The 25,607-nt window shown below is 65.3% G+C and carries 16 protein-coding genes and 1 tRNA gene; 6 read left to right on the top strand and 11 right to left on the bottom strand.

Annotated features, from left to right (window positions below):
- Both rnd and ACXJJ9_RS12415 read left to right on the top strand, forming a co-directional pair.
- Positions 1-1,101, top strand: a complete 1,101-nt coding sequence (rnd, locus tag ACXJJ9_RS12420; RefSeq protein WP_457097454.1) for a ribonuclease D — start codon at positions 1-3, stop codon at positions 1,099-1,101.
- 39 nt (positions 1,102-1,140) lie between these two features.
- Positions 1,141-1,216, top strand: a tRNA-Ala gene (locus tag ACXJJ9_RS12415).
- A gap of 203 nt (positions 1,217-1,419) precedes the next feature.
- Here ACXJJ9_RS12415 and ACXJJ9_RS12410 read toward each other — a convergent pair.
- Both ACXJJ9_RS12410 and ACXJJ9_RS12405 read right to left on the bottom strand, forming a co-directional pair.
- Entirely contained in the window at positions 1,420-3,309 is a 1,890-nt protein-coding gene (locus ACXJJ9_RS12410) for a S8 family peptidase (RefSeq protein WP_457097453.1), read from the bottom strand.
- Positions 3,310-3,400: 91 nt separating this feature from the next.
- On the bottom strand, positions 3,401-5,479 hold the full coding sequence (locus ACXJJ9_RS12405; RefSeq protein WP_457097452.1) for a YadA-like family protein: 2,079 nt from the start codon (positions 5,477-5,479) through the stop codon (positions 3,401-3,403).
- Between the two features lie 527 nt (positions 5,480-6,006).
- On the opposite strand from ACXJJ9_RS12405, the gene ACXJJ9_RS12400 reads away from it, so the two are divergent.
- The gene (locus ACXJJ9_RS12400; RefSeq protein WP_457097451.1) at positions 6,007-7,368 is read left to right on the top strand and encodes a sensor histidine kinase; all 1,362 of its coding nucleotides are present in this window, start codon (positions 6,007-6,009) and stop codon (positions 7,366-7,368) included.
- On the opposite strand, the gene ACXJJ9_RS12395 is transcribed toward ACXJJ9_RS12400, so the two are convergent.
- Together ACXJJ9_RS12395 and ACXJJ9_RS12390 are read right to left on the bottom strand one after the other, a co-directional pair.
- Positions 7,365-8,072 (bottom strand): response regulator transcription factor, encoded by a 708-nt coding sequence (locus ACXJJ9_RS12395; protein ID WP_457097450.1) that lies wholly within the window; start codon positions 8,070-8,072, stop codon positions 7,365-7,367. The two genes, ACXJJ9_RS12400 and ACXJJ9_RS12395, sit on opposite strands and share 4 nt — an antisense overlap.
- Before the next feature lie 499 nt (positions 8,073-8,571).
- Positions 8,572-13,959, bottom strand: coding sequence for an amino acid adenylation domain-containing protein (locus ACXJJ9_RS12390; RefSeq protein WP_457097449.1), 5,388 nt, complete (start codon positions 13,957-13,959; stop codon positions 8,572-8,574).
- Between the two features lie 488 nt (positions 13,960-14,447).
- On the opposite strand from ACXJJ9_RS12390, the gene ACXJJ9_RS12385 reads away from it, so the two are divergent.
- Positions 14,448-15,554: an AI-2E family transporter gene (locus tag ACXJJ9_RS12385; protein WP_457097448.1), complete on the top strand. Its 1,107-nt coding sequence runs from the start codon at positions 14,448-14,450 to the stop codon at positions 15,552-15,554.
- Between the two features lie 31 nt (positions 15,555-15,585).
- Here the strand turns inward: ACXJJ9_RS12385 and ACXJJ9_RS12380 are convergent, their stop codons facing one another.
- A complete protein-coding gene (locus ACXJJ9_RS12380) occupies positions 15,586-16,035 on the bottom strand; it encodes an ion channel (RefSeq protein WP_457097447.1) in 450 nt (149 codons plus the stop codon).
- Between the two features lie 72 nt (positions 16,036-16,107).
- Here ACXJJ9_RS12380 and ACXJJ9_RS12375 point away from each other — a divergent pair, with 72 nt between their 5' ends.
- A complete protein-coding gene (locus ACXJJ9_RS12375) occupies positions 16,108-18,180 on the top strand; it encodes a mechanosensitive ion channel domain-containing protein (protein ID WP_457097446.1) in 2,073 nt (690 codons plus the stop codon).
- 40 nt (positions 18,181-18,220) lie between these two features.
- Here ACXJJ9_RS12375 and ACXJJ9_RS12370 read toward each other — a convergent pair whose 3' ends face one another.
- From ACXJJ9_RS12370 to ACXJJ9_RS12355, 4 genes are all read right to left on the bottom strand, one after another.
- Positions 18,221-19,237, bottom strand: a complete 1,017-nt coding sequence (locus tag ACXJJ9_RS12370; RefSeq protein ID WP_457097445.1) for a copper resistance protein B — start codon at positions 19,235-19,237, stop codon at positions 18,221-18,223.
- Complete coding sequence (locus tag ACXJJ9_RS12365) at positions 19,234-21,108, bottom strand: copper resistance system multicopper oxidase (protein ID WP_457097444.1); 1,875 nt, start codon at positions 21,106-21,108, stop codon at positions 19,234-19,236. The genes ACXJJ9_RS12370 and ACXJJ9_RS12365 overlap by 4 nt, the downstream gene beginning before the upstream one ends.
- 123 nt (positions 21,109-21,231) lie before the next feature.
- The gene (locus ACXJJ9_RS12360; protein ID WP_457097443.1) at positions 21,232-21,657 is read right to left on the bottom strand and encodes a CopL family metal-binding regulatory protein; all 426 of its coding nucleotides are present in this window, start codon (positions 21,655-21,657) and stop codon (positions 21,232-21,234) included.
- A 206-nt stretch (positions 21,658-21,863) separates the two neighbouring features.
- A complete protein-coding gene (locus ACXJJ9_RS12355) occupies positions 21,864-22,910 on the bottom strand; it encodes a BON domain-containing protein (RefSeq protein ID WP_457097442.1) in 1,047 nt (348 codons plus the stop codon).
- Between ACXJJ9_RS12355 and ACXJJ9_RS12350 the strand changes: the two genes are divergently transcribed.
- On the top strand, positions 22,887-23,108 hold the full coding sequence (locus ACXJJ9_RS12350; RefSeq protein WP_457097441.1) for a hypothetical protein: 222 nt from the start codon (positions 22,887-22,889) through the stop codon (positions 23,106-23,108). The two genes, ACXJJ9_RS12355 and ACXJJ9_RS12350, sit on opposite strands and share 24 nt — an antisense overlap.
- Positions 23,109-23,267: 159 nt before the next feature.
- Here ACXJJ9_RS12350 and ACXJJ9_RS12345 read toward each other — a convergent pair whose 3' ends face one another.
- Together ACXJJ9_RS12345 and ACXJJ9_RS12340 are read right to left on the bottom strand one after the other, a co-directional pair.
- Positions 23,268-24,173, bottom strand: coding sequence for a diguanylate cyclase domain-containing protein (locus tag ACXJJ9_RS12345; protein ID WP_457097440.1), 906 nt, complete (start codon positions 24,171-24,173; stop codon positions 23,268-23,270).
- Between the two features lie 193 nt (positions 24,174-24,366).
- Positions 24,367-25,359 carry an aldo/keto reductase gene (locus tag ACXJJ9_RS12340; RefSeq protein WP_457097439.1) on the bottom strand — a complete coding sequence of 331 codons (993 nt, stop codon included), beginning with the start codon at positions 25,357-25,359 and terminating at the stop codon, positions 24,367-24,369.
- Positions 25,360-25,607 lie beyond the last annotated feature (248 nt).

Raw genomic sequence — 25,607 nt, 5'->3', positions numbered from 1 at the left:
ATGCACGTCTGGATTTCCGACCCCTCTGCGCTTCAAGCGCATTTCACCCATGTCCCCGCACGCATCGGCCTCGACACCGAATTCCTCCGCGAGCGGACCTACTGGCCGCAATTGGCTCTGGTGCAGATCGCGCTCGACGATGCGTCCGGCGAGCCTACCGTCCTGCTGATCGATCCGCTGGTGCCCGGCATGACGGCGGCACTGGCGCCGATCCTCGCCAACGAATCCGTCCTGAAGGTGATGCACAGTCCGAGCGAGGACCTCGTCGCCTTCAAGCATGCCTGCAACGTGGTGCCCAAGCCCTTGTTCGACACGCAACAGGCCGCCGCCCTTGCCGGCATTGGCGCCGGCGTCGGCTACCAGAAACTCGTCGAACAGCTCACAGGCGTGACGCTGGCCAAGGGCGAAACCCGTTCCGACTGGCTGCGCCGCCCGCTCTCGCCTTCGCAACTGGACTATGCCGCCGACGATGTCCGCCACCTTGACGCGATGCACGACGTGCTCGACGGCATGCTGGCGCAACTGAACCGTCGCGAATGGCTGTTAGAAGACGCGATCCGCACCGTGGCGAACGCCGAGAACGAAGGGCCCGAGCGCTGGCCGCACCTGTCGATACGCAGTGCGCAGTTCCTCGATGCGGACATGCAACGCCGCCTGGTGCGCCTGCTGCGCTGGCGCGATGCCTACGCTCGCGAGAACGACCGTCCGCGGACCTGGATCCTCGACAATGAGCTGGCCGTGGCGATCGCCCGCACCCCGCCACCGGACCGTGAGGGGCTGCAGTCGCAACTCGATGCGCATCCCAAGGCCCCGCGCAAACTCGGCGACGCCATCTGGCGTGCCCTGAGCACGCCGCTGCCGGATGAAGCCGACGCCCCCGATGCCAGCGTGGGCGAAACACGGGACAAGCAACGGCTGAAGAAGCTGCAGGATGCGGTGAGCAAGCGCAGCGCCGAGCTCGGGCTGCCCGACGGAGTACTCGCCTCGCGGCGGTGGCTGCAGGCGTTGCTCGACGATGGCAAATGGCCCAGCGCGCTCGCTGGCTGGCGCCGGGAAGCCCTCGAACCCAGCCTCGCGCCCCTGCTCGCCGCGCAGGACTAGCGCCTCCCTGTTGCGGTCGGTAGACTTTCGACCCTACGTGGGGCGGTAGCTCAGCTGGGAGAGCGTCGCGTTCGCAATGCGAAGGTCGGGAGTTCGATCCTCCTCCGCTCCACCAATAAATCCAGTGACTTACGACAAAGCCGGCCTAGTGCCGGCTTTTTCGTAACTGCCCTGGTGCCGGGCTCATCGAGCCCGGCACGTCAACTCCGTTAGCCAGCAATCAAGGTTGCCGGCCATGAATCTCCCGGCCAACTCGCGACGCGAAGTTACTGACGAGTTGGAGCGGGATGCTGCGTAGCGACGCAGGCCTGATCACAGTCAGTAGGAGGCCAGCACCGTTACACCGCTGGAAGCGACGTTTGCCTGCACGCGCACGTAATAGACCCCCGCTGCGGGCTTGTTGAGCGCCAGTGCCTCCGTCGTGCCCGGCCTGATGGACGCCGCGGCGTAGCTGGAGGTGGTAGGCACGTAACCACGCGCAACGTAAAGGGACACATCGCCCGAGCCGCCGTAGGTACGCAGCGTCAGGCTGCCCACGTTGGCGGGAACATCGACGCGGTAATAGAGCGCGTCGCCCGCCGCGGCGCCCTGGCCCGCGAGCGGCATGCGGTTGGTGAGTGGCAGGGTCAGGTCCCCTTCGCCGATTCCGGCCGTCGCCGCGGCGACGACGGCGGCGGCATCGACGATGCCCGTACCAACCGGCGTAGCGGGCGCAGGCGCGAGGACGAATGGCTTGACCTTGGCCTTCAGGAGCGCTTTCACCAAGGCCGGCGTCAACACTCCGTGTCCCGCCTCGACTGAAGCGCTCTGCATCAGCGCCACCACGCCCGCCACGTGCGGCGCGGCCATGGAAGTGCCGATCATGCCCCGCAGCACATCGCCCGCGGGGCTGGGCACCGGCGCGTGGCTGCCGCTGTTGCCGAGCGACCAGATCCACGCGTTGTTGCCGTCGGTGCCGGAGTGCGCGTTGCCGCCCGGTGCGGCCACGGTGACCACCTGACCATAGTTGGAGTAATAGGAGCGTCCGCCATCGACGCCGGTAGCGCCCACGGTGATCACACCGGGGCAACTGGCAGGCGAAAACTGCGCTGCGTTCATGTTGTTGTTCCCCGCCGCCACCACGACGGTGACACCGCGACCGATCGCGCCGTTGATGGCGTCCTGCATCGCCGGGTCGGCGCTGCACGCGCCATAGCCGCCGAGGCTCAGGTTCAGCACTTCCGCCGGCGTTGCATTCGCCGGCACTCCGGCGACCGTACCGCCCGACGCCCAGGTGACGCCGTCGGCGATGTCCGATGTCAGGCCCCCGCAGTGGCCCAGCACGCGTACCGGCTGCACCTTGGCCTTGTGCGCTATGCCGGCGATGCCGAGGGCATTGTTGGTCACCGCCGCGATGGTGCCGGCCACGTGCGTTCCATGAAACGAGCTGTCGGCGACGATGCCGCTGCAGAATCCCTCGGAGCCGTCCAGCCAGTCGCCGGGATCGTGCGCGTCCGCGTCGCGACCGTCGCCATCACCGGCGACGTCGGGATAAGTCTGGTTGTCCTGGAACTGGCCGTACCAGCTGATGAAGTCATAACCGGGCACGATGTTCGCGGTGAGGTCGGCGTGGTCGAGATAGCCGGTGTCGATCACCGCGACGACCAGGCCTTCACCGCTTGAGCGGTCCCAGGCGGCTGGCGCGCCGATGCCCGCTGCTGCATCGGTGAGGTCCCACTGCAGGTCGACGAAGTGCGTATCGTTCGGAATCACGTCCTGCTTGAACTTGATGTAGTCCGGTTGCGCATAGAGCACGGCGGGATCGGCGCGCAGCTGCTCCAGGAATGCCGCGGTTTCGACTGGATTGAGCGGACGCGACGAACGCACCACATGGCTTCCCACCGCCATCTTGCGGACGTAGCGCAGGGAGACAGGCGCCGCTGCGCTCGAGGACGCGCGCGTCGTCAACCCAGCGCGGCGGGCGGCTGCATCGACGCTGAGCTGGACGGCGGTGCTGCTCGATCTTGCGGCACTGCTGTCGCGGTACTTGACGATAAAGCTGTTGAAGCTGCTTTGCACCGGCGGCCGGTCGGGATGGTACTGGACCGAGGGGCCGCGCATGGAGGTCTTGGTGGCGTCGCCGACGCCGACGAAGGAGGCTGCGGCCAGGCTACCGGTCACTGCGGTGGCCAGCACGCCGGCGATCAGCGAGCAATGAATGCTTTTCACGATGGATATCCCACGATTGATGGTGAGGCCGGGTCCCGCGATGGCGGGATGGCATGCAAGTCCGGGCGGCGCGATGTGCCGCCGGAGATGGTCAGAGGTCGATGCCGAAACCCACGCCGGCCGATTGCTCGTCGTTGGTGAACGAGCCACCGAAGCTGAAGGACGCACGCTCGCCGATGGATTTGGAGTAGCCCACCGCCAGGGCGCTCTCGCCGTTCTGCCAGCCTGCGCCCACCGCGACGCGGCCGCGCGGACTGCGGCTGCCGGCCGCGTTGATCGCCATGCTCATCATGGCCGAGCTCATCGCGCCCATCTTGTCCATGTGCTTGTCCTGTTCGGCCAAGCGGTAGTCGACATCGCGGGTGAACTGAGTGAACTCGTCGTTGAGCGCCTGCATGCGGGTGTCCGTATAGGCTTTGGCGGACGTCAACGTCTTGGTCGCGGTCGTGTCCGTGTAGGTGTTTGCGGTCGACAGCGTCGTGGCGTCGCCAGCATCCATCTGGCCCTTGTTGACGGCGTCCGTAGCCGTCACACCATTAGCGACATTCTTGACCTGCGTGCCGTTGGCACCTGCGAGGGTCAAGCTGCCCTTGCCGGCATCGTCGTACGCGAGATCACCCGCGGGACCCTGCGGACCCTGCGGACCCTGCGGACCTTGCGGACCCTGCGGACCCTGCGGACCCTGCGGACCCTGCGGACCTTCGGGGCCTTGCGGACCTTCGGCCGGTGGTATGGCGCCGATGCCATCGATTGCGCTCTGCAGGCTGCTCAGCTTCCCGTCCACCGCGGCGAATGCGGCGCCCACGTTGTAGTAGCTGGTTCCCTGGATCGAATAGTTGGGCGCATTGAGGACGCCTGACGACATCGAGGCGCCGCCACCCAGGGCCGTCGCGAATTGCCCCAGCTGGGCCACGATGACCACATCGTTGTCTTCAGTACCGGCCGCGACGTTGACGATCTGGCGGGTAAACGCCGCCACGTTCCCGCCGCCCATGCGCAACCAGTCGGAGGACGCACCCACCGATACGGTGTTGTCGCGATCGGTCATCGAGCCGGCGCCCAGGGCGACACTGTTTTCTGCAAGGGTGAGGCTGTGGTATCCCAGCGCCATGCTGCCGGTGCCGAAGGCCTGCGCCTGCTGCCCGAACGCCATCGCGAAGGAGGGTTGCTCGGGCCCCGCGTACCGCCACCCGATACCGACGCCACCGCAGTCCTGCGTGTTCGGATCGCAGGGAGGTGGCAACTCGGACAGGGGCCGGTCACCGCCGGTCTGGGCCTGGTAGCCCAGGGCGATGGTGCCCTCGCCCCAGGTATGTGCCTGATAACCGAGGGCCGTGGATCCGTCGCCGTCGGCGAGCGCGGCATTTCCCAAGGCCATCGATTGCGGCCGCCACGCCCAGGCGGCGAAGCCGACCGCCGTCGACTGGTCAGCGTGGGCGACTGTGCCCGCGCCCAGCGCCACCGCTCCCATGCCGTGGCTTTCGGAATACTCGCCCACGGCGACCGAGGACTCACCGATCGACTTGCTGCCGGGCCCCAGCGCGACACTGAAGGCACCGCTGGCCTTGGACCAGGTRCCGATCGCAACCGATAGGAGATCGGCCTGCGCGCGATAGCCGAACGCCATGCTGAGATCGCCAGAGGCTTCCGCGCCCAGACCGATCGCTGTGGATCCTTGCCCGCTCGACTGGGCACCAGGGCCGATCGCCGTCGACAGCAAGCCGTCGGCACTCGTCACGAAGACGGCTGTGGTTCCGTCGCCCACCGGCAGGGTCACCTCGTTGCCGATCGCGATGGAGCCGTCGCCATTGCTGCTGGCCTTGTAGCCGAACGCCATCGAGGTATAGCCGCTGGCGCTGGAACCGTAGCCCAGCGCGGTGCTGAAATCGCCGAGTGCGGTGGTGCCGAAACCGAAGGCGGACGAGCCCTGCCCCAACGCCAGTCCGAACGCACCGACCGCCGTGCTGTCGGCGCCGAAGGCGGCCGCGCCGGTACCGAAGGCGGAGGAGTTGTCACCCGCGGCGACGCTGGAAGCGCCCGCGGCAGTCGCATTGCTGCCCGTCGCCACTGCGGCATCGCTGCCATCCATCGCGCCGTTGCCCTGGAAATACTGGTCGGCCGAAGCGATGTCGGTGATGCCGACCAGCGATTCATCTGCATTCTCCTCCACGGCAGCGTCCGTCTTCGCGACATCGGTGGCGGGGACTGCCTTCGCTGGTTCGGTAGGCTGTACTGCTTCCCGCTTCTGCGATGCTTCTGTCGCGATGGCCGGCGCCGTAAGCAGCATGCCGATCGCACACGCCAGACTGCACGAAATGAGTTTGTGACGACCTGCTACGTCCTGCATTCCCGACGTTGCCGGAGCATCCGGTGCCGACGCCAACGCCTTGCCCCCCACGAGCTTGCTGCGAATCTCTTTCATTGACCCCATCCGACTGAATTGTTGTTTGCGCAATCGGGCGACTGAAGCGCGCACTCGTTCATGCACGCGCTGGCGGCCCATTGAGTTGCCGACTCCGTCGGCGAAACGGTGCGGGCGCCGTCACGTTTGTGACCCCCTACACAAATCAGCTGATCCGCAAGAACACTAAGTTGCAGTCGTGTGACTTGCACGCACGCCACCTACCCACAAACTCACCGACTTCTCACGGCGCTTAATGCCGCGATAATCCCTGTCAGCAAGCTTCCGGATCCGACATGCGTTCCTTTGTCCACACCGCGCGTGAATTGATGAAATCGTTGGTTGCGTGGCTCGGGCGCGTGCCAATTGACGACCCGATCGATCGACGCAATGCGCCCACCATGCAACTGCTGTTCTTCGTGATCGGCACGACGCTACCGATCAGCTGGGCGCGGCACCTGGCCGTGCTGACTTTCCCGCCCGGCTGGGGATGGGTGATCGCCATGGACATGGTTACGTCGACGCTGGCTTTCGTGGGCATCTTCCTGATCCGGCGCGGCCATTTCCGCAGGGCAGTCACCCTGTTCCTGGCCACCCTACTGGTGGGCCTGCAGGTCGACTATTTGAATGTCGGTTTCCGGGCCCTCCTGCCCGACCAGACCTCGCAGATGTTGTCGCTGGTGATAGGCGGACTGGTGCTCGGCAGGCGATGGCTATGGCTGGTGTTCGCAGCGCTGATCGTGATGTTCCTCACCGGATTCTGGGTGGACGCACAGCGCGTCGGTGCATCCGTAGCGCATGCATTCCATAACCTGCCCTCGGTGACCTTCAGCTATTTCGTGATCACCCTGGTTCTGGACAGAACCCTCACCTCATTGCGCGAGAGCCTCAACGACGCTGAAACGCGAGGCCATCAGTTGGAGCGTGAAATGGCTGAGCGCCAACGCACGCAAACGCAGCTGGTTCACTCGCAGAAGATGGAAGCCACGGGTCGTTTGGCCAGCGGTGTCGCCCACGACTTCAATAACATCCTCTCCGTGGTGATGGGATTCACCGCAGAGCGTCACCGGCTGGATGATCCGGATTCCGACCCGCGACGCGATGCGCTCGCCCTGGCGGAGGCGCTGGAGGGCATAGAGGGAGCTGCGCAGCGTGGCGTCACCCTCATCAGGAAACTGCTCTGCTTCGGCAGGCGGGATTCGGCCAACGCGGAAGTATTCGACGCAGGAGATGTGATTACTGAACTGAGGCCGATGTTGCGCCAGCTATTCCCCTCGGACGTGTTGCTGGAGATGGAAATGGGAGAGGACCCATTGCCAGTCTTCATCGATAAGGCTCAGTTCGAATTGATGATCCTCAACATCGCTTCGAACGCGCGCGATGCGATGCCCGATGGCGGATTATTCAAGGTCATAGCGAGACGCGACGAGGCATCACGATCGGTTGACATCCTGCTGTCGGACACTGGACAGGGCATAGACGAAGACACTCAGCAACGCGTCTTCGAACCATTCTTCAGCACCAAGCCCACGGGCGAAGGCAGCGGCTTGGGCCTGGCTGTCACGTATACACTGGTTACCGGCGCGAATGGCGATATCGTTCTGACCAGTGTTCCCGGTGGCGGCTCCACGTTCCACATCCGTCTTCCGCGGCCCTAATTCCTACGCTTCAACACATAGCCTTGGTAGGGGACGGAGGTCAACGGAAGCGAATCTTCGCAGGCACTCGCGACCTTCTTCCTGAGTCGGTGGATGAGCGAATCCAGTCGATGGGGATCGAAGTCGAAGACATTACTCGTCATCGCTGCAATCAGTTGCTCACGCGTAACCAGCTTTCCGGCCGCTGAGAACAACTGCATGAGCACGCGTCTCTCCGTAGCGGTCAAGGCGGCGCTCCGCCCGGACGGCGAGAGCAAGCACCAGCCATCGACATCCAGACGCCAATGGCCACTAGCCGTCGCGTTACCTGCCGCAGAAAGTACCCGTCTCGCGACGCTATGCAGCGTCGCTGCCAGCAACGCGATCTCCACGGGCTTGGACAGGTACGCATCCGCTCCATCACTCAGCCCGCGTATCCGGTCGGAAATTTCACCCATCGCAGTAAGCATCACGATGCCGATTTCCGGAAAGCGAGCACGCAGTTGGCGCGCGACGGAAAATCCGTCCTGATCGGGCAGCCCAACGTCCAGCACGACGATTTCGGGGATTTCCGATTCGAGGTGCGCATGCAGGCCGGCCGCGACCGGAAACCCCGTCACAGCAAAGCCATACTCGGACAGGCGTGGAATGAGCACGCGATCACGCAATAATTCATCGTCTTCAAGCAAGGCGACGCGCAAACGATCATAGGCAACGGCATTCATCCGGTTACCAGGACGACGGCATTGTTGATATCCACTGTGTGCGCCATGTTCAATGTGCTCGGTCGACGATGCAGGGGGAGCGGCCTACCTCGCTGATCGAGGTCGGTCGGAAAGGTAGCAGCATTACTATTTTAGAGCGGGCGCCGTATTCCATGTTGGCGACGGCGTGGCGCTTGTCGATGCTGTGGCTGTCCCGGAAAGGTATTGCCGTCCGCGGACGGAAGAGGCCTGGAAGGTTCTCGGAACCCCGATGATCACACCAAAACTGCAACGGATCGTTACGCCCACGAAAGGCAGCATCATCAATGCCTGAAGACAAAAACTAGGTAGCCCGCCGCCCACCAACAGGAATCAAAAGTCTCACGCCGACTTTGTAAACAGCGGTAGCCAGCGGGCAGCGCGAGGACGACGCCTCACCTCAGCCGGAGACCGTAGAGCCTATCGATGAACAAAGTCCGCCTGCGCGGACCCTTTTTTGTTTCAGGGACTTCCAACCTGATCAGAAACCTACCTTGAGATAGCTGCCCGGCCGGTCTGGATTGGGCACGAACCACGCGGGCTGCCCATCCGGTGCGCGGCCGATGCGGGCGCCGGGGACCAGGGGATGCCGGGGGTCCATCAATGCTCCCAATCGTGTCGTGGATGAAGAGGCGATAGTGACGACAGCAGTGACCTGTGCCGACGCAGCGACCAAGGCTGCTGGATCGTCACTGGTCTGCGACGAATGCGTTTGCGATGCCGGCCCTGATATCGACTGCCCGATCAGTTGGAGGAGGACTGCATTGTCCGCAGGAAGCGAGGATACGGCCGGCACGGATGGCGGCACCGGCGCCTCCGCCACGGGGGAGGACGCCACCATGGATGCCACGACGGGCGCGGCGGGCAACAGCTCGTCGATCATCCGGGACAAGCTGTCCAGGCTGGAGCAATCGCCCATCAGCTGGCGGAAGGTGACAGGCACGGCAAAGGCCTTCTGCAACCGCATGGAAATCTGGGTGAGCATCAGGCTGTCGAGGCCGAGCTCGATGAAGTTTGCCGCCACGTCGGCGGTCGCCATGTCGAAGCCGGTGATGTCGCCGAATGTCTGCCTGAGTTCGGCGAGCACGCGCGTACGGCGGTCGCTATTGGCTGCATCGAGTGCGCCCACTGGCGTCACCTTCACCGTCACCGACGTGGCCGGGACCATGTACGGCACCGCCACCGGCGCGGCGGCGATGTTCACGACATTGGAAGCGCGCGCCTCTACCCAGCAGCGCTGGCGCTCGAATGGATAGGTCGGCAGCTGCATCCGCTTGCGGCTCTGGCGACGGTCGAACTGCGCAAGATCGATCGTCACGCCGTGGCACCACAGTTGCCCGGCAGCCTTGCGCAGGCTCGTCGCCTCGAGGCCGGGCGCATCCGCCAATGAGGGCACGGCGACGACATCGGCCTTCTGCACCGCGGGATGCTGTCGCGCAAGCAGGCTCAGCGTCGCGCGCGTACCGATCTCGAGCAACGCACTCGCAGGCGCATCGGTAACCACCTGTGCCAGCGCAGCGGCGAAGCGCACCGGCTGGCGGAGGTGTTGCGACCAGTAGTCGGCCGACATTGCGCTTTCGGCAGCCAGCGGTTCGCCCGTCACCGTCGATACGATCGGCAGCCTCGGCGCCGAACGCGGCACCGCTTCAACGGCCTCCCGGAATGGCGCGATCACGGGTTCCATCATCGCCGAGTGGAATGCATGCGATGTGCGCAGTGCACGGCAGGCGATGCCCTCGGCTTCGAGCTGCGCCTGGAATTCGGCGACGGCCTCGATCGGCCCGGCGACGACGCAGGCGCCGGGTGCATTGTCGGCCGCCAGCGACACGCCGGCCGGCAGCCGCCCAAGCAGGGTGTCCAGCCCGATGCGTATCGACAGCATCGCGCCGGCGGGCTGCGCCTGCATGAGCGCGCCTCGCTTTGCCACCAGGCACACGGCATCGGGCAACGCGAAGACGCCGGCCAGGGTCGCCGCCACGAATTCTCCGACGCTGTGGCCGATCATGGTCGAGGGAACGAGACCCTGGCTCATCCACCACCGTGCCAGTGCATATTCGACCGAGAAGATCGCCGGCTGCATCAGCGCGGTCGGCCACAGTGCATCGGGCTCGTCGCTGAAAAGGGTTCGACGCAGGTCCAGCCCGAATCCGGAGCGCAATGCATGCAGGCACTGGTCGAGCGCCGCGGCGAATTCCGGCTCGGTCTCGTACAGGTCGCGGCCCATGCCCGGGTAATGCGAGCCTTGCCCGGGGAAGGCAAACACCAGGTCCCGATGTCGCGCCGGACGGCTGCGCCCGATGGCGGCCACGGTATCGGCATTGCGCAACTGGCTGATCGCTTCTGTTGCATCGCTGGCAACCACCGCGGCTCGATGGGCAAAGGACTTGCGACCCGCCGCCAACGTCCATGCCACGTCCGCAAGGTTCAGGGGTTTGATCGCTTGCGGGCTGTCGATGTCTTCCCGCTTGGCTCGTTCCAGATCGGCCTGCAGGAAATCGCCCAGGCGCTCCGTGGCCTGGGCCAAGGCCTGTGGCGAGCGCGCGGACAGCACCAGCAGGTGCGGCCCGCGCCCCTCTTCGGAGTCGGGCAATGCTGGCGCCTCTTCAAGCACGACATGGGCGTTGGTGCCGCCCACGCCAAATGAGCTGACGCCCGCGCGGCGTGGTCCATCCTCATTCGTCCACGCGCTCGACGCGGCATTGACCACGAACGGAGAGCCGGAGAAATCGATCGCCGGATTGGCCCGGTCGAAATGCAGGCTGGCTGGAATGATCCCTCGCGCCACCGCCAGGGATGCCTTGATCACGCCGGCGGCGCCAGCCGCGATCACCAGGTGGCCCACGTTGCTCTTGACCGAGCCRAGCCTGCAGAAGCCGACATCGGACGTGCCGCGGCCAAAGGCCTTCACCAGTCCTTCGACCTCGATGGGATCGCCCATCGGCGTCGCGGTCCCGTGCGCTTCCACATAGCCGATGCTGCGCGGCGAAACCCCGGCATCGGCCTGCGCCAGGGCAATCACGGCGGCCTGCCCCTCGCTGCTGGGCGCGGTGAAGCTGGCCTTGCCGCCGCCATCGTTGTTGACGGCAGCGCCGAGGATCACGGCGTGGATCGTATCGCCGTCCCTGATCGCATCCGACAACCGCTTGAGCAGCACCACGCCGGCGCCATCGCTGAAGACGGTTCCCCGCGCCTGGGCATCGAAGGTGCGCGTGTGGCCGTCGGGCGAGAACATCGCGCCTTCCTGGTAGCGATGGCCCCGGCGCGGTGGACAGACGATGGAGGAGCCTCCCGCCAGCGCCATGTCACAGGCACCCGCGCGCAGGCTTGTCAGCGCCTGGCAGATCGCGACCAGCGACGTCGAGCAGGCCGTGTACATGCTGATGGCCGGACCGGTGAGATTGAGTTTGTGCGCGATGCGCGTGGCGATGTAGTCCTTCTCGTTGTCCAGGACCACCTGGTAGGCGCCGATGTTTTCCACGAGATCGGGGTGGGCCTCCACATGGCGTCGCAGGTATGTGGAGTGGTAGGTGCCGGCAAAGACACCGACCGGGACACTCGTTGCATCGGGCACGTGTCCAGCCCGCTCCATGCATTCCCAGCACAGTTCGAGAAAGACCCGATGCTGCGGGTCCATCAGTTCGGCTTCGCGTGGAGTGATCCCGAAGAATGCGGCGTCGAAATCCTCCACGCCCTCGATGATCCCGCGAGCCGGCACATAGGCCGGATCAAGGCGGTCCGCTTCGGCGATCGAAGGGTCGAGCTGATCGGGCTCGAATACCGTGATCGACTCCCGCGACGCGCACAGGTTGTCCCAGAACTGCTCCACGTCACCAGCGCCTGGAAAGCGCCCCGCCATGCCGATGATGGCAATGGCCTCTTTCGCCGGCGCATGACCCACGGCAGCGGATGCGCCTGCGGCCGCAGGGACAGGACGATGCGCGCGCGGCAACCGGTGCGCCTGGATGTCGCCGTCGGCATCCTGCGCGAGCGCCACCGCGAGACTGGCTGGTGTCGGATTCCGGAAAATCAGCGTGCCCGGGACCGCCTTGGCCGCGCCCTCCTGCAGCCGCGCCAGCAGGCTCATCGCCAGCAGCGAGTTGCCGCCGAGGTCGAAGAAATTGTCGTGGCGGCCTACGCCCTCGACGCCCAGGACCGCAGCGAACGCTTCGCACAGCCGCGCCTCGTCCGGTCCAATCGGCGGCGCATAGGCCACCGCTTGCTCCGGGCGACTGGTTGCGGGGGCCGGCAAGGCCCCGCGATCAAGTTTTCCGTTGGCGGAAAGCGGCAGGCTCTCGAGCGCGACGTACAGCGCGGGCACCATGAAGGTGGGGAGCAGATCCGCCAGGTGCGCGCGCAGTTCGGGCGCCGAGACAACCGCGATATCGGTCGATGACGAGCGCGGCACGTAGTACGCGACCAGGCGCGTGTCGCCCGGACGATCCTCCCGGGCCAGCACCACGGCCTCGCGCACGCGAGGGTGCTCCTGCAACCGGGCTTCGATCTCACCCAACTCGACCCGGTTGCCGCCTATCTTCAGTTGGAAGTCCTTTCTCCCGACGAAGCGGAAATTGCCGTCCGGCAGCACCCGCGCCAGATCACCGGTCCTGTAGATCAGGTCATCCGTTGCCCCGTTGAAGGGGTTGCGGATGAAGGCCGATTCCGTCAGCTCCGGCGCGTCGTAGTAGCCCAGGCTCCGGTACGGCGTCCTGATGAATATCTCGCCCAGCTCTCCTTGCGCGCACGGCGCAAGCTTGTCGTCGAGGAGGACGGCTTCCGCCCCGGGGATGGGCCTGCCGATGGGGACGAACGTATCGGCAATGGGTGTCGCCGGAAGCCGATAGAAGAACTTGGCAAGCGTCGTCTCGGTGGGGCCATACAGGTTCACCAGCCGGATCCGTTCGCCGAAGCAGGCTATCCACGCATTCGCATCGGCCGGCGGCAGGGTTTCTCCTGCCAGCAGGACGAACTTCAGCGCCGGAAATTTTCCCGGAGCAAGGTCCTGTCGCAACAGCAGGCGGAAGACCGAGGGCACGCAGTGGATCAGCGTGATTGCTGCCTGCTCTATCCAGCGCGCCAGCAGGACCGGATCCAGAATCCCCGGCGTCGGAGGTATGCACACCGTTCCCCCCGAGCACAGGGGAGCGAAAACGTCGCGCAGGTACACGTCGAACGAAGGCCCGGTGAGCTGGCTCACCCGCGATCCGGGCCCCAGCGAGAAGGCCGCCATTTCCCACTGGATGAAGTGGGCGAGCCCGCGGACCCTCCCAAGGATGGCCTTGGGCGTGCCGGTCGATCCCGACGTGAAGTAGATGTAGCAGGGGTCGTCCGGCAGCGTGGGACGCAGGATCCTTTCGGCGCTGTACCCGGCCACCTGATGGACACCGACGGGCGGGGCAACCGCAGCCTCGTCGCGCCCCCCGCTCATCACGAGGACCGTGGCGGCCGCGCCTGCGGTGACCCCTTGATCCGGGAAAATCCCGTGCGTCGATGCTTCCAGGATCACCCAGCCGGCCCGGGTGGCTTCGAGCATGTGGCGCAATCGCTTCGCCGGATGGGACGCATCCAGGGAAACGAAGACACAGCCTGCTTTCATGCATCCCAGGGTTGCCGCGATCTGCCTGATCCGATCGGTCAGGAAGATGGCGACGATCGCCCCCTGCAAAGCACCGTTGGCGATCAGTGCGCTGGCGACCTGGCTCGACAGCTCGTCGAGCTCGCGATAACTGATAACGGTGTCGTTATAGGAAACGGCGGGGGCCGACGGATTGGAATCGACCCTGCCGCAGAACAGGGCGAGCACGTTGTCCGCCTGTTGCGGGACCGCCAGCTCGGCATCGGTGAAAGGCGGATTGACATGTCCCGAGCCCATAAGTCCCATCCCAGCCGATCGACGTTGAGTCGTCCTGCGTTTTTCGTGGACGAACTGCAATTGCAACAACGCCAATTCAAGCCGGGATTGGCCAATGCCTCGGCCAGGCAATCGCGCCGGAGACCCACGACGCTCGGGCCCGGCCAGGAACCAGCGTATTCGCCCTCTTCCCGACCAGGGATTCCTGCCAGGCAGGCTCCCCAGCGCGGATCCTCGCCTTTTCGGGGGGCAGCAGCGTTTCCCGCTTCATGTTGGCCCAAGGGCCAATTGTCCATACCACCACGGGCGCGGGAGGATGGCGACGTCCGCCAGCGTGTCTGGCGCGCATCCGACCAGGCAAACGTTCCCTCAACGCTCGATGAGCCGCAACGGCTCTACATAGTCAGCTGCAAGGTGTGCCCCTGTCCGGCGTACTGGACGACAGTCGCCCGGGGGTTTTAACCACAGATCGGGCCCGTGCTACCCGATGGGCCCCAGGGAGACGCGACATGCTGCCTGATCCGAATACGGAACGTTCCTGGCCCCAGACCCTGCTCGACGTCCTGCTCCGGGTCGGCCTGATCGCGCTGCTGCTGGTCTCCTGCTTCCGGGTGTTCCAGCCCTTCCTGAGCCTGATGCTGTGGTCCGTCATCCTGGCGGTCACGCTGTATCCACTGCATCTGAAGCTGAGACCCAAACTGGGCAACAAAGACGGCCTGACGGCGACGCTGATCACCCTCGTGATTGCGCTGGTCCTGGCGGTGCCGGCGTACCTGCTGTGCATGTCGCTGGTGGCGTCATCCATGGACGCCATGGAGACGCTCAAGGGCAACAAGATCCAGATCCCGGCCCCGTGGCCGTCGGTCAACGATATCCCGGTCATCGGGCCGAGGTTGCACGAGGCCTGGCAACAGGTTGCAAACGACCCGCACGCGGCAATGGAAAAACTGGGCCCACAATTCAAGCCCAAACTGCTCAAGCTCCTCAGCACTGTGGCCGGCTTCGCCACCGGATTCCTGCTCTTCATGGCGGCCCTGCCGATCACCGGGATCATCATGGCGTTCGGTGCGCGCGGAACCGACAGCGCCGTCCGTATCGCCTCGGCATTGGTTGGCCCCGTGCGCGGACCGCCGATGGTTGCCCTGTGCACGGCCACGGTACGCGCGGTGGCGCAAGGCGTGATCGGCATTGCGTTCATCCAGGCCTTGCTGATCGGCGTGGGTCTCGTGCTGCTGGACGTGCCGGGCGCCGCTTTGCTGATACTCGCAGTGCTGCTGCTGGGCATCATGCAAGTGCCTGTCACCCTGGTCACCATTCCGGTGATCATCTACGTCTTCGCCACGCGGGATGCATCGCTGGGGAACATCGTGCTCGCCATCTACATCTTCCTGGCCGGCCTTTCAGACAACGTGCTGAAGCCGCTGCTGCTGGGGCGTGGCGTCGCGGTGCCAATGCCGGTCGTGCTGATTGGTGCGCTTGGCGGCATGATCACCGGTGGCCTGCTCGGGCTTTTCATCGGTCCGGTGGTGCTGGGCATCGGGTACCAGCTGTTCTGGCAATGGGTCGACGACCATTCGCCAGCCACGGCAAGCAAACCTGACATTCCCCCAACCTAGGCCACTCCCGGCCCGGTCTGCTGGTCGCGCCTCAATCCTTTTCGGAGTCCACCTTGATCCCATGCCAACGGGTGATGGCGTGTTGCAGGAGGATCATGAAAACCGCGGAGGTGACGCCGAACATCACGAGGCCATCAGACGCTTCCATCACCGCGAGGAAGCGCCCCCTGCCCTCGAGGGTCACGTCGCCATAACCCAACGACGTGAAGGTAACGCCCGAAAAATAGATGGCCGTGTGGAAATCGGGGAGCTGGTCCAATCCAAGGTACAGCGCGGCCCAACTGGTCATCTGTATCAGGCTGGAAACCAGCAGCACAACCATGACTGCCGCGAGCTGGCGAAACACGGAGAGAAGTGGCCGCGCCCCCATCGGTTGCCCTGAGACCTTGGCGTAATACCGGACCACGCCGAGCACGGACACTATCTGGACCGCGAGGCACGCAATCATCACGGCCAGTCCAACGGAGATGATCAGAATCATGGCGTCGATCCGATGCTTCCCAGTGACCGCACGATAACAGGACTTTGCCGGCCTCGACAGGCGAAGGGCGGCATGACGCGCCGATGCCTCCTGCGGGTGTTGGCGGCCATCATGGGGCTATGCCTTGCATGCTCGGCGGTGGCGCAGGGATCGCTCGCGGCCCGTGCCCAGGCACTGCGAGCGACGTTGGGGCCGCCATCGGATTCGCTCACCGAGGACCGTGCCGATTTCCTGCGCCGGCAGTTGCTGGCGTCGCTCGAGCGGCGGCAGGACCTGGATCGCGCGCGATCCGAGATCGCACGCCTGGCCGAACAGACCGACACTGCCGCTCTGCCCCCACCCGACACGCTGTTGGCCCTGGACGATCTTCGTCGCGACCTGCAGCAACTCGATGCCACGCTGGCTAGCGGTGAGCGTCGCCGGACCATCCTGGCGCAGGAACGCAGCGCCATCGCCGCACAGCTGGTCGATCGCGTTGCCACCCAGCGTGCGCTGATCGACGCGGGCGGTGCGGGTGAAAAGCTCGAGATAGCCAAGCTGGAAACCGAATTGACCGAATCGGCAATCGCCGAGATCGATGTGATGCGGCGCCTGGTCGACGCGCAGCAGGCTGCCTGGATCCGCCAGCGCGGGGTGCTCGCCCGTCGCCTGGCCACCGCGACGCAACGCCGATCGGTGAAGGTCACTGCACGCGATACGGCCGCGATCGACCAGCGCCTGCGCGTTCGCGCCAACGAGCTGCGCCGGCGTCTGGCAGCCGCGGCGGCGACGCGTGAACGCATCCGCACCGAGCTGCAGCAAGCCCCTTCCCTCCCATCCACGGCACGCAACAAGCTGCTGACGGAACAACTGGCCAATGCCGATCTCGACACCGAACTGGCACGTGAAGCACTCAGCAATGTCGCCACTGAGCAGATCGCCTGGCAGGTCACGCTGCGCTATCACCGCGATCGCGATACCAGCGCAGCCGTGGAGGTGCGCGAGGAAGCGCCAGTCCTGTTCGACCGGCTCAAGCGCCGCCACGAGTTCCTCGCCGCCCTGTCGGAACAGATCCGCATCCAGCTCGGCGCCCTGGCCGCCGACCCCACAAGCCCGCCCACCTCACCCGAGGCCGAGGAGCGGCGCGCCCTGCGCGCGCTGTACGAGCAACGCCTGGCACTGGTGCAGGCGGCGATATTCGACGAGAGCCAAACCAACGACCTGCTCGAACGCCTGCGCGACGACTTCGACCAGCGCATAGGCATGTCCAGCTGGAGCGATCGCGCGAAGCTGGCCGCCGCGAGTGTCCGCGCATGGATCGTGCGCGGATGGAATTCCGAGCTGTTCACCGTCAACCAGACCCTCGAGGTGGACGGCCGCAAGACCACCGTGCCGCGCGGTGTCACCGTCGGCAAGTTGGTCAAGGCCCCCCTGCTGCTGGTCCTCACCCTCTGGGCGGCGTTTCGCCTCACGCGCTGGGGCGAACGCCGGCTGGTCACGCGCCACAACGTCGACGAAGGCAGCGCGCGCCTGACGCGGCGCTGGATACTGGCACTGCTGATCGCGGCCTCGGTACTGATCAGCCTGGCCCTCGCGGGCATTCCCCTCGCGGCCTTCGCCTTCATCGGCGGCGCCGTCGCGATCGGCATCGGCTTCGGCATGCAGGACCTGATCAAGAACCTGATCAGCGGTGTGCTGGTGCTGATGGAACGGCCGTTCCGCCTGGGCGATGTCATCGAAGTGAATGGGCTGCGCGGCACCGTGGTCGACATCGACCTGCGTACTTCGGTGGTGCGCGATGGCGACGGCGCCGAAACGCTGATTCCGAACTCGGCACTGATGGAACAGAACGTCAAGAACCTGACCTTCCACTCGCGCCTGAGCAGGCAAGCCCTCGCCGTCGTGGTCGATGGCGCATCCGATCCGCGCACGGTGGTCGACACGATGTGCGCCACCGCCGCCAGTCATGGCCAGCTGGCGGAATCGCACGAACCGACCGTGCTGCTGGACGAGTTCGCCGACAATGGCCTGCGCTTCGTGCTGCATTACTGGATCGAGCTGCGTCCCGGCATCGACCAGCGGCGCATCGCCAGCGACTTGCGCCAGATGGTGCTCAGCGCATTCGAGGAAGCCGGCATCCGGCTCGCGCCGCCGCCGCTGCGGTGAATCCGCATGTCATCCGCGCGCTACTCCGCTTTAATGCATCTCAGAACCAGATGCGTGCCCCCACGACAATGCGGGTGTCGTTGACGGCTTCGTCATCTTCGCGACGGAAATCCGCCGTGCGCCCGAACGTCCATTCACGGACCAGGCCCACGTACGGCGCGAACTGCCGGGTGATCTCATAGCGAAGGCGCACACCGGCTTCGGCACGACTCAACCCGGAACCGATCCGGCGACGCTCGTCGTCCTGCCCATGGAGGTTGAGTTCAACCAGCGGCTGCAGCACCAGGCGGTTGGTCAGCAGTGTTTCGTACTCGGCTTCGAGGCGCGCGCTTGTCTGTCCGGAACTGCCGATGTATGCCGTGGCGTCCACTTCGAACTTGTACGGCGCCAGGCCCATCACACCGAGGGCGGCGAAGTCCTGCGACGGGCCGGGTTTGAAGTCGTGGCGAATGCCCGCCACCACGTCCCACCAGCGCGAGACCGAGCGTCCATACATCAGCTCCAGATCCGCGGCTTCGGTTTTTCCGTCAACCCGTTCGCCCTCGCTGCGCAGCCACAGCTTGTTGATGTCCGTGCCGAACCACGCCTGCGCTTGCCATTCCAGGCCCGTGCCTGCATCGGCATCGAATGCTTCGAGGCGATTGAAGAGCACGAAGCTCTGGATCGAGTTGTCGTGCACGGGATGGGCGTTCGGTGGCGGCAGTGCCGCAGCCCGGTCCGCATCGGTCAGCACCGGGATGGGGGTGATCGGTTGATCCGCCGCCGGATGCATGGCGTGGCCCATCGCCGCGTGGTCGATAGCTTCCCCGGGTGCCGGTTCCGGCATCGCGTGCCCCATGGCCGCGTGGTCCATCGCCGGATGTGGCATGGCGACTTCGGACGGCGGTGCGGCTGCTTCCGGTCTGGCCGCTTTTTTCCGGGACTTGGGCTGAGGCTGCGAGTGCTCCAGCGCTGCAGGCATCGGCATCTGGTGCTGGGAATGCTCCTGGGCGTTTGCGCCGTACGACAGCAACCAGCCCGCCGCGAGTGGAGCAACGGAAAGGAAGCGCGCCTTCATTCGACCACCCTCACTTCGCGCATCATCCCCGCCTCCATGTGGAACAGCAGGTGGCAGTGGTAAGCCCAGCTGCCCAGCGCATCGGCACGCACGCGATAACTGCGCCGGCTTCCGGGAGGCATGTCGATGGTGTGTTTGCGCACGAGGAAGTTGCCCTGCTCGTCTTCCAGGTCGCTCCACATGCCGTGCAGGTGGATGGGATGCGTCATCATCGTGTCGTTGACGAGCACGATGCGCAGGCGCTCGCCGTAGTTGAAACGCAGCGGCTCGACTTCCGAGAATTTCTGGCCATTGAAGCCCCAGGCGAAGCGCTCCATGTGCCCCGTGAGGTGGAGCTCGACGTCGCGCCCGGGATCGCGCCCGTCCGGATCGTCGAATGTGCTTTTCAGCATCGCGTAACTGAGCACCTTGCGGCCGTTGTCGCGCAGGCCGATGCCGGGATCGTCGAGCCTGGGCACGGGCGCCATGGTCTGCATGTCGACCAGCGGATTGCCGTCTTCGCTCGCCGGGTGCTGCTGCATGCCACCCGCGCCGTGATCCATGCCTGCCATCGAGCCGCTGCCGCTGCCCATCGACGCCATGTCGTGGTCCTGCATCTTCGACATGTCGTGACCGTCCATGCCGGCCATGCACATGGCGGCGCCGCACCCGCCTTCCATGCCCTTCATGCCCTTCATGTCGTGTCCCTTCATGCCGTGGTCCATCCGGCCGTGCCCCATGTCGGCCATGGTCAGTATCGGGCGCGGGTCCACTGCGGGCACCGGCGCGCGCAGGCCTTCGCGCACGGCCAGCGTGCCGCTGACATGGCCGGTACGTCCCATGTCCTGCGCGAAGATGGTGAACGCGTCCTGCCCGCTCGGCGCGACGACCACGTCGAAGGTTTCCGCGGTGGCGATGCGGAATTCATCGACCGTCACCGGATGCACGTATTGGCCGTCGGCGGCGACCACGGTCATCTTCAGGCCGGGGATGCGCACGTCGAAATGCGTCATCGACGACCCGTTGATGAAACGCAGGCGGACCTTCTCGCCGCTGCGGAACAACCCGGTCCAGTTGCCGAGCGAGGTCGTGCCGTTCATGAGATAGGTGTAGGTATTTGCATTGATGTCCGACAGATCGGTCGGCGTCATCCGCATTTCGCCCCACATCCTGCGGTCGTCGATCGTGGCAGCGAGCCCGTTCCTGCGGGCGTCGCGCATGAAGTCGCCGACGGTGCGCCTGGAGTGGTTGTCGTAGCCCGACATCTTCTTCAACCGCGAGAACAGCGCCGCCGGATCCATGTCCGTCCAGTCGGTGAGCATCACCACGTAGTCGCGGTCGTACGCGAACGGCGCCGGGTCGATCGGGTCGATCACCAGCGGGCCGTACAGCCCGGCCTGCTCCTGGTAGCCGGAGTGGCTGTGGTACCAGTACGTGCCGCCCTGGCGCACGGTGAACCGGTAGTGGTAGGTCTCGCCGCGATGGATGCCGCCGAAGCTCAGGCCTGGCACGCCATCCATGTTCGCGGGCAGCAGGATGCCGTGCCAGTGGATCGAGGCTTCGTGGCCGTGGACCGAGCCGGCGGGCAACGCGTTGGTGACACGCAGGTTCACCGTCGTGCCCTCCTTCCAGCGCAACAGGGGCGCGGGAATCGAGCCGTTGACGGCGATCGCCGTGCGCGTGCGCCCGGTGAAGTTCGCCGGGGTCTCGCCAATGACGAGATCGAATTCGGTCCCTGACAGCACGTTCGCCTGACCCGGCGATGCCAATGCCCAACTGGCCCTGGGCCACAGGCCAAGGCCCGCGGCCGCGCCACCGGCGGCCAGGCCCTGTACGAAGCGGCGACGCGACGGCATGGACAAGCCGTTGCGGCCGAAAGAATCAGAAGACATGAAAACTCCGAACAAACATCAAGGAGGCGATCAACGCGCGGCGTCGATGCCATGCCTGCGGCACGTTGCGTGGCACGCGAACGCGGCGCAGCGGAAACCGGCGCGCGACGGCGCCGGCAACACCTAAACGATCGGAGGTCGGATCAAGTGGGATATCGCCGGGGACGCATGCACCGGCGACACATGGCGCGCCAGCTCTGCGTGCGCGATCCGGACAGGCGCAGACACCGCCACGGGAACGGCCGCCTGCGCATGCTGCACGCAGTCGCACCGGCAACTGCCCGATTTGCAGCAGTCCCGGACGGCGTGCCTGGCTTTGTCAGTCGTTTCAGCAGACGCCGCCATCGGCGCGGCGTGGGATGCGCCCGCCTGCGAGTGGTGATGGCATGGCATGCCCCCCGCTTCCGACACGGAAGACGCCGCTTGCGGCGTAGCGTTCCGCTCGAGGGCCACCGGCTGCACGTGGGTCCCGGCAACAGCCGCCGTTACCCCGTTCAGCACGAGGGTCAGGCACAGCAGCAATCGCAGGAGGACGGCGCAGACGGACATGTGCGTACTTTAACCGGCGTCCACCCGACGCGGGTACGGGGGCGTTTCGCCATTCGTATCGCACGGGACGCGCCGCGGGGTCCCTGGCAGGCCGCCTTCCCTCTCTCCCGACCAGCTCCTGGCGGGAGAGAGTCCCGTGGCAAGTCGCTACGGTCTCAATGCGCTTCATACGCCCGCGGTTGCGCCGGCGTGCATGGATGCAGACGTCAATGCGGCGTGGTTCCGCCCGTCCCGCCCGGTGTGCCGGTTGTGGTGCCGGTCGTCTGCGATGGGCGGGCACCCAAGCCTCGCGTGCCAGCGTCCGGTTCCAGCCTGCTGCCCGATGTGACCTGGATGCGGTTGTCGACTTCCTTCACGCCAGTGCATGCGTCGGCAATGTCTTCCGCGCGATGCTTCATCCAGCGCTGGTCGACATGACCCTCCAGCGTGACCTTGCCGTCCGCCACGCGGACCATGATCTCGCTGGGATCGAGATCGTCGTCGTCGGTTAGGCGTTCGTTGATGTCTTCCGTCAGGCGCGCGTCCGAGCGCGTGTAGTTCTTCGGCCCGACACCGCGATAGCCGCGGCCATACACACCGTAGCGGTACTGGCCCGGCGCCGTGCCGTAGCGATCCGACGCGCTGCCATATTGCGGCGAACCCGCCCTGCCATAACCCGACATCTCGCCCTCGTCGAGATAATCCTGGCTGCCCGATTGCAGCGGGCTGCGATAGCCCTGGCTGCCACTCCACTGGCTTCCCTGCTGGCTGCGAGGCTGGTTCGAGCGCGTGTAACCCGACCCCTCGCCGTAACTCTGGTTGCGGCCATACGTGTTGTATTCGCTGCCATACGATCCCTGCGCGCCGTAACCCTGACGGCCACGGTAGTAATCGCTGCTGCCCCTTCCCTGGCTGCCGTATTCGCGCTGGCTGCCGTAGGCGGAGCGTCCGCCCGACTGGCGGCCTGCCTGCTCCCGATATGCCTGCCCCCGATTTGCCTGTTCAGTGCCCTCGCCGTAGCCAGTGGCGCTGTAGCGTTCCGGCCCACCTTCGTAGTCCCAACTGCCGCGCTCCTCGTCCCAGCTGGCACCTTGCGCGCGCTCGGAGAACTGGGAGCCCCCGTAATACTCGCCGCGGCCAGTCGTCCCCTGACCCTGCGCCTGCTGCCGGGTGCGGCCGCCCTCCGAGTGATCGCCATAGTCGTATCGCGTACGAGCCTGGCCGTACTGGCCGGGCCGACGCTCGCGATCATGGTCGTCATTGCGGTTGTTCATTTCATCTCTCCTCTCATTCAGCCAATCGCGACCCGCCTGCACGCATCGCTCGCCAAAGCGCACGACTTCCTGCGCCATGTCTTTCAGTTCATGCCCGATGTTCGATTCACGCATTCCGGAGCCTCCTCTCGCTTGCTAGCCGGAACGGCCGCAGGTTTGCCGCCGATCCTGGAAAGCAGATCCAAGAAAGCAAAATGACAATCGGGCCGTTATGCGCGCGTGCCTGCCACGCGACGAAGATGAAAAAACGCTCGTCGACCCGCAACGCGCGAGTGCCATGAACGCGTCATCGGCCTGTGCGATCTGGCGCCCGTTGCATGAATACGTTGCGATGCGGGCCAAGGGCCCAATCGCTCCCTATACGGACCGGCGCTTCTGCCTCGCCTCGTAGACCTTGTACTGGTTGCGCCCGGCCGCTTTCGCCTGGTACAGCGCGATATCGGCGTTGCGCATCAGATGCTCCATCTGCATGGCGTCGGTCGGATAGGCGCTGATCCCGATGCTGACCGACACATGGGCCTGGGAGCCCTCGATGTCTACGGGGAGCGCGAGGCGCTCCAGCAGTTTCCGGGCAACAACGATCGCGTCATCCGGGCTATGGCCCCCGGGCTGCAGGATCGCGAACTCATCGCCTCCCAGGCGGGCAAGGTGATCGGTCGTTCGCAGCAGGCCGCGCATGCGGTGCGCCACTTCGACGAGGAGTGCGTCTCCCGCCGGATGCCCCAGGGAATCGTTCACTTCCTTGAAATGGTCGACATCGACCAGGTGCAGGACCAGCAGCTCGCCGTGCCTCTGTGCCGAGCCGATCATGTCGACGAGACGACGATCGAACTCGGCCCGGTTCGGCAGTCCGGTGAGCGCGTCCACGAACGCCATGCGCTCGTGCTCGTCCTCGCGCAGTTTCTGGGCGGTCGCGTCGCGGAGGATCTTCATGTAACCGATGTCGGCCCCGTCGAGACGCACCGGATACATCATTCCGTCGGCCCAGAACGCGGTCCCGTCCTTGCGGACATGCCAGCGGAAGTCCCCCGCGCAGCCGTCCTTGCTCGCCGTTGCCATTTCCTTGTGGGGAACGCCCTCCTTGCGGTCGTCCGGCTCGAACAGCCGCTCGGCGCTCGTGCCGACGATTTCCTCCGAGGAATAACCGAAAATGCGTTCCGCACCGTGGTTCCAAAGGAGGATCCCACCGTCCAGATTGGTGACCATGATCGCGTGCCTGCTGGGACTGTCCAGCAATGCCTGTAAGAGTGCCCGATCATCCATGTGATTGGCTCCCGATCAGTTTCCTTATGCTTCCCTCAAGGCAGCAATGGGAATGTGAAACGCGCTGAACAAAAATGAATGTTCAGGGTCAATGCCAGCGCAATCCGGACAAACACGGCCGCCACGAGCCCGCGCCGCCCGTTTGTCGCGGCACGTTGTCGCCGCGATGTGAAGGGCTCGCTATGGAAGTGACTCAGCGATCGATCATGCGCTCCGCGCTTTCCGAGTAGCGGGCGCCCTGCACGGCAATCCGGGATGCCATGTCCGCGAGTTCGGACAGATCGCTTGCGGTGAGTTCGACCGAGGCCGCAGCGACGTTCTCCCGCAGGCGTTGCAGCTTGGTCGTGCCGGGAATCGGGACGATCCACGGCTTCTGCGCGAGCAGCCAGGCGAGCGCGATCTGCGCCGGCGTCGCGTGCTTTCGCTCCGCCAGGCGGCCGATCAGATCAACCAGCGCCTGGTTGGCCTTGCGCGCTTCCGGCGCGAAGCGCGGAACGGTGTTGCGGAAGTCGCTGCTGTCGAACGTGGTGTTCTCGTCGATCTTGCCCGTGAGGAAACCCTTGCCCAATGGACTGAAGGGGACGAAGCCGATTCCGAGCTCCTCCAGTGTGGGCATGACCTTGGTTTCGGGCTCCCGCCACCACAGCGAGTACTCGCTCTGCAATGCAGTGACGGGCTGCACCGCATGGGCACGCCGTATCGTCTGCGCTCCCGCTTCCGATAAACCGAAGTGCCTGACCTTGCCCTGCTGGATCAGGTCCTTGACTGCTCCCGCAACCTCTTCGATCGGAACGTTAGGATCGACACGGTGCTGGTAGAAAAGGTCGATGGTGTCGATGCCCAGCCGCTTGAGCGAGGCCTCGGCGACCTCCCTGATGTGTTCGGGCCGACTGTCGAGCCCAGTGCCGCGTTGCCCGCTGGCATCGATCTCGAACCCGAACTTGGTGGCGATCACCACCTGGCCACGAACGGGCGCGAGCGCCTTGCCCACCAGTTGCTCGTTCGTGAACGGACCATAGATCTCGGCGGTGTCGAAGAACGTCACGCCGAGATCGACGGCCGAGCGGATCACGCCGATCATGTCCTGCTCGTCGCCAGCCGGGCCGTAGCCGAAGCTCATGCCCATGCAGCCCAGGCCGATGGCCGAGACCTCCAGGTTGCTGTTGCCCAGCTTGCGCTTCTGCATGTCTGTCTCCGGAGTCTGGCGGACGATGTCCGCACTGCAAAACCAACATCGCGCGAGCCTACTCCCACGAAGGTCCGGGGAGTGGTGCGCGCCCGCGGGTGTCGAACGTCATTTCACTTCGACAAGGTCGTACTCGTGCTGCGCATCGCATGAGCAGCGACACCGGTTGTCTTCGTCGCGCCCTCCCGACACGCGTGGAGTGGCCGCATTCGCGTGTTCAGTTATTCAAAAAGCGGCATGGCTAACGG

It is taken from the genome of Lysobacter sp. P5_B9 (genome assembly GCF_054049835.1).
Note: the sequence above shows the minus strand (reverse complement) of the source record. Positions and strands in the feature narration are given on the sequence as shown.

What these genes read in the sequence shown, in the direction of transcription:
- ACXJJ9_RS12400 (WP_457097451.1), top strand. Translation starts at nt 6,007, where the DNA reads ATGCGTTCCTTTGTCCACACCGCGCGTGAATTGATGAAATCGTTGGTT.
- ACXJJ9_RS12370 (WP_457097445.1), bottom strand. Translation starts at nt 19,237, where the DNA reads ATGAAGGCGCGCTTCCTTTCCGTTGCTCCACTCGCGGCGGGCTGGTTG.
- ACXJJ9_RS12340 (WP_457097439.1), bottom strand. Translation starts at nt 25,359, where the DNA reads ATGCAGAAGCGCAAGCTGGGCAACAGCAACCTGGAGGTCTCGGCCATC.
- ACXJJ9_RS12375 (WP_457097446.1), top strand. Translation starts at nt 16,108, where the DNA reads ATGACGCGCCGATGCCTCCTGCGGGTGTTGGCGGCCATCATGGGGCTA.
- ACXJJ9_RS12355 (WP_457097442.1), bottom strand. Translation starts at nt 22,910, where the DNA reads ATGAACAACCGCAATGACGACCATGATCGCGAGCGTCGGCCCGGCCAG.
- ACXJJ9_RS12365 (WP_457097444.1), bottom strand. Translation starts at nt 21,108, where the DNA reads ATGTCTTCTGATTCTTTCGGCCGCAACGGCTTGTCCATGCCGTCGCGT.
- ACXJJ9_RS12350 (WP_457097441.1), top strand. Translation starts at nt 22,887, where the DNA reads ATGGTCGTCATTGCGGTTGTTCATTTCATCTCTCCTCTCATTCAGCCA.
- rnd (WP_457097454.1), top strand. Translation starts at nt 1, where the DNA reads ATGCACGTCTGGATTTCCGACCCCTCTGCGCTTCAAGCGCATTTCACC.
- ACXJJ9_RS12345 (WP_457097440.1), bottom strand. Translation starts at nt 24,173, where the DNA reads ATGGATGATCGGGCACTCTTACAGGCATTGCTGGACAGTCCCAGCAGG.
- ACXJJ9_RS12385 (WP_457097448.1), top strand. Translation starts at nt 14,448, where the DNA reads ATGCTGCCTGATCCGAATACGGAACGTTCCTGGCCCCAGACCCTGCTC.
- ACXJJ9_RS12360 (WP_457097443.1), bottom strand. Translation starts at nt 21,657, where the DNA reads ATGTCCGTCTGCGCCGTCCTCCTGCGATTGCTGCTGTGCCTGACCCTC.
- ACXJJ9_RS12395 (WP_457097450.1), bottom strand. Translation starts at nt 8,072, where the DNA reads ATGAATGCCGTTGCCTATGATCGTTTGCGCGTCGCCTTGCTTGAAGAC.
- ACXJJ9_RS12380 (WP_457097447.1), bottom strand. Translation starts at nt 16,035, where the DNA reads ATGATTCTGATCATCTCCGTTGGACTGGCCGTGATGATTGCGTGCCTC.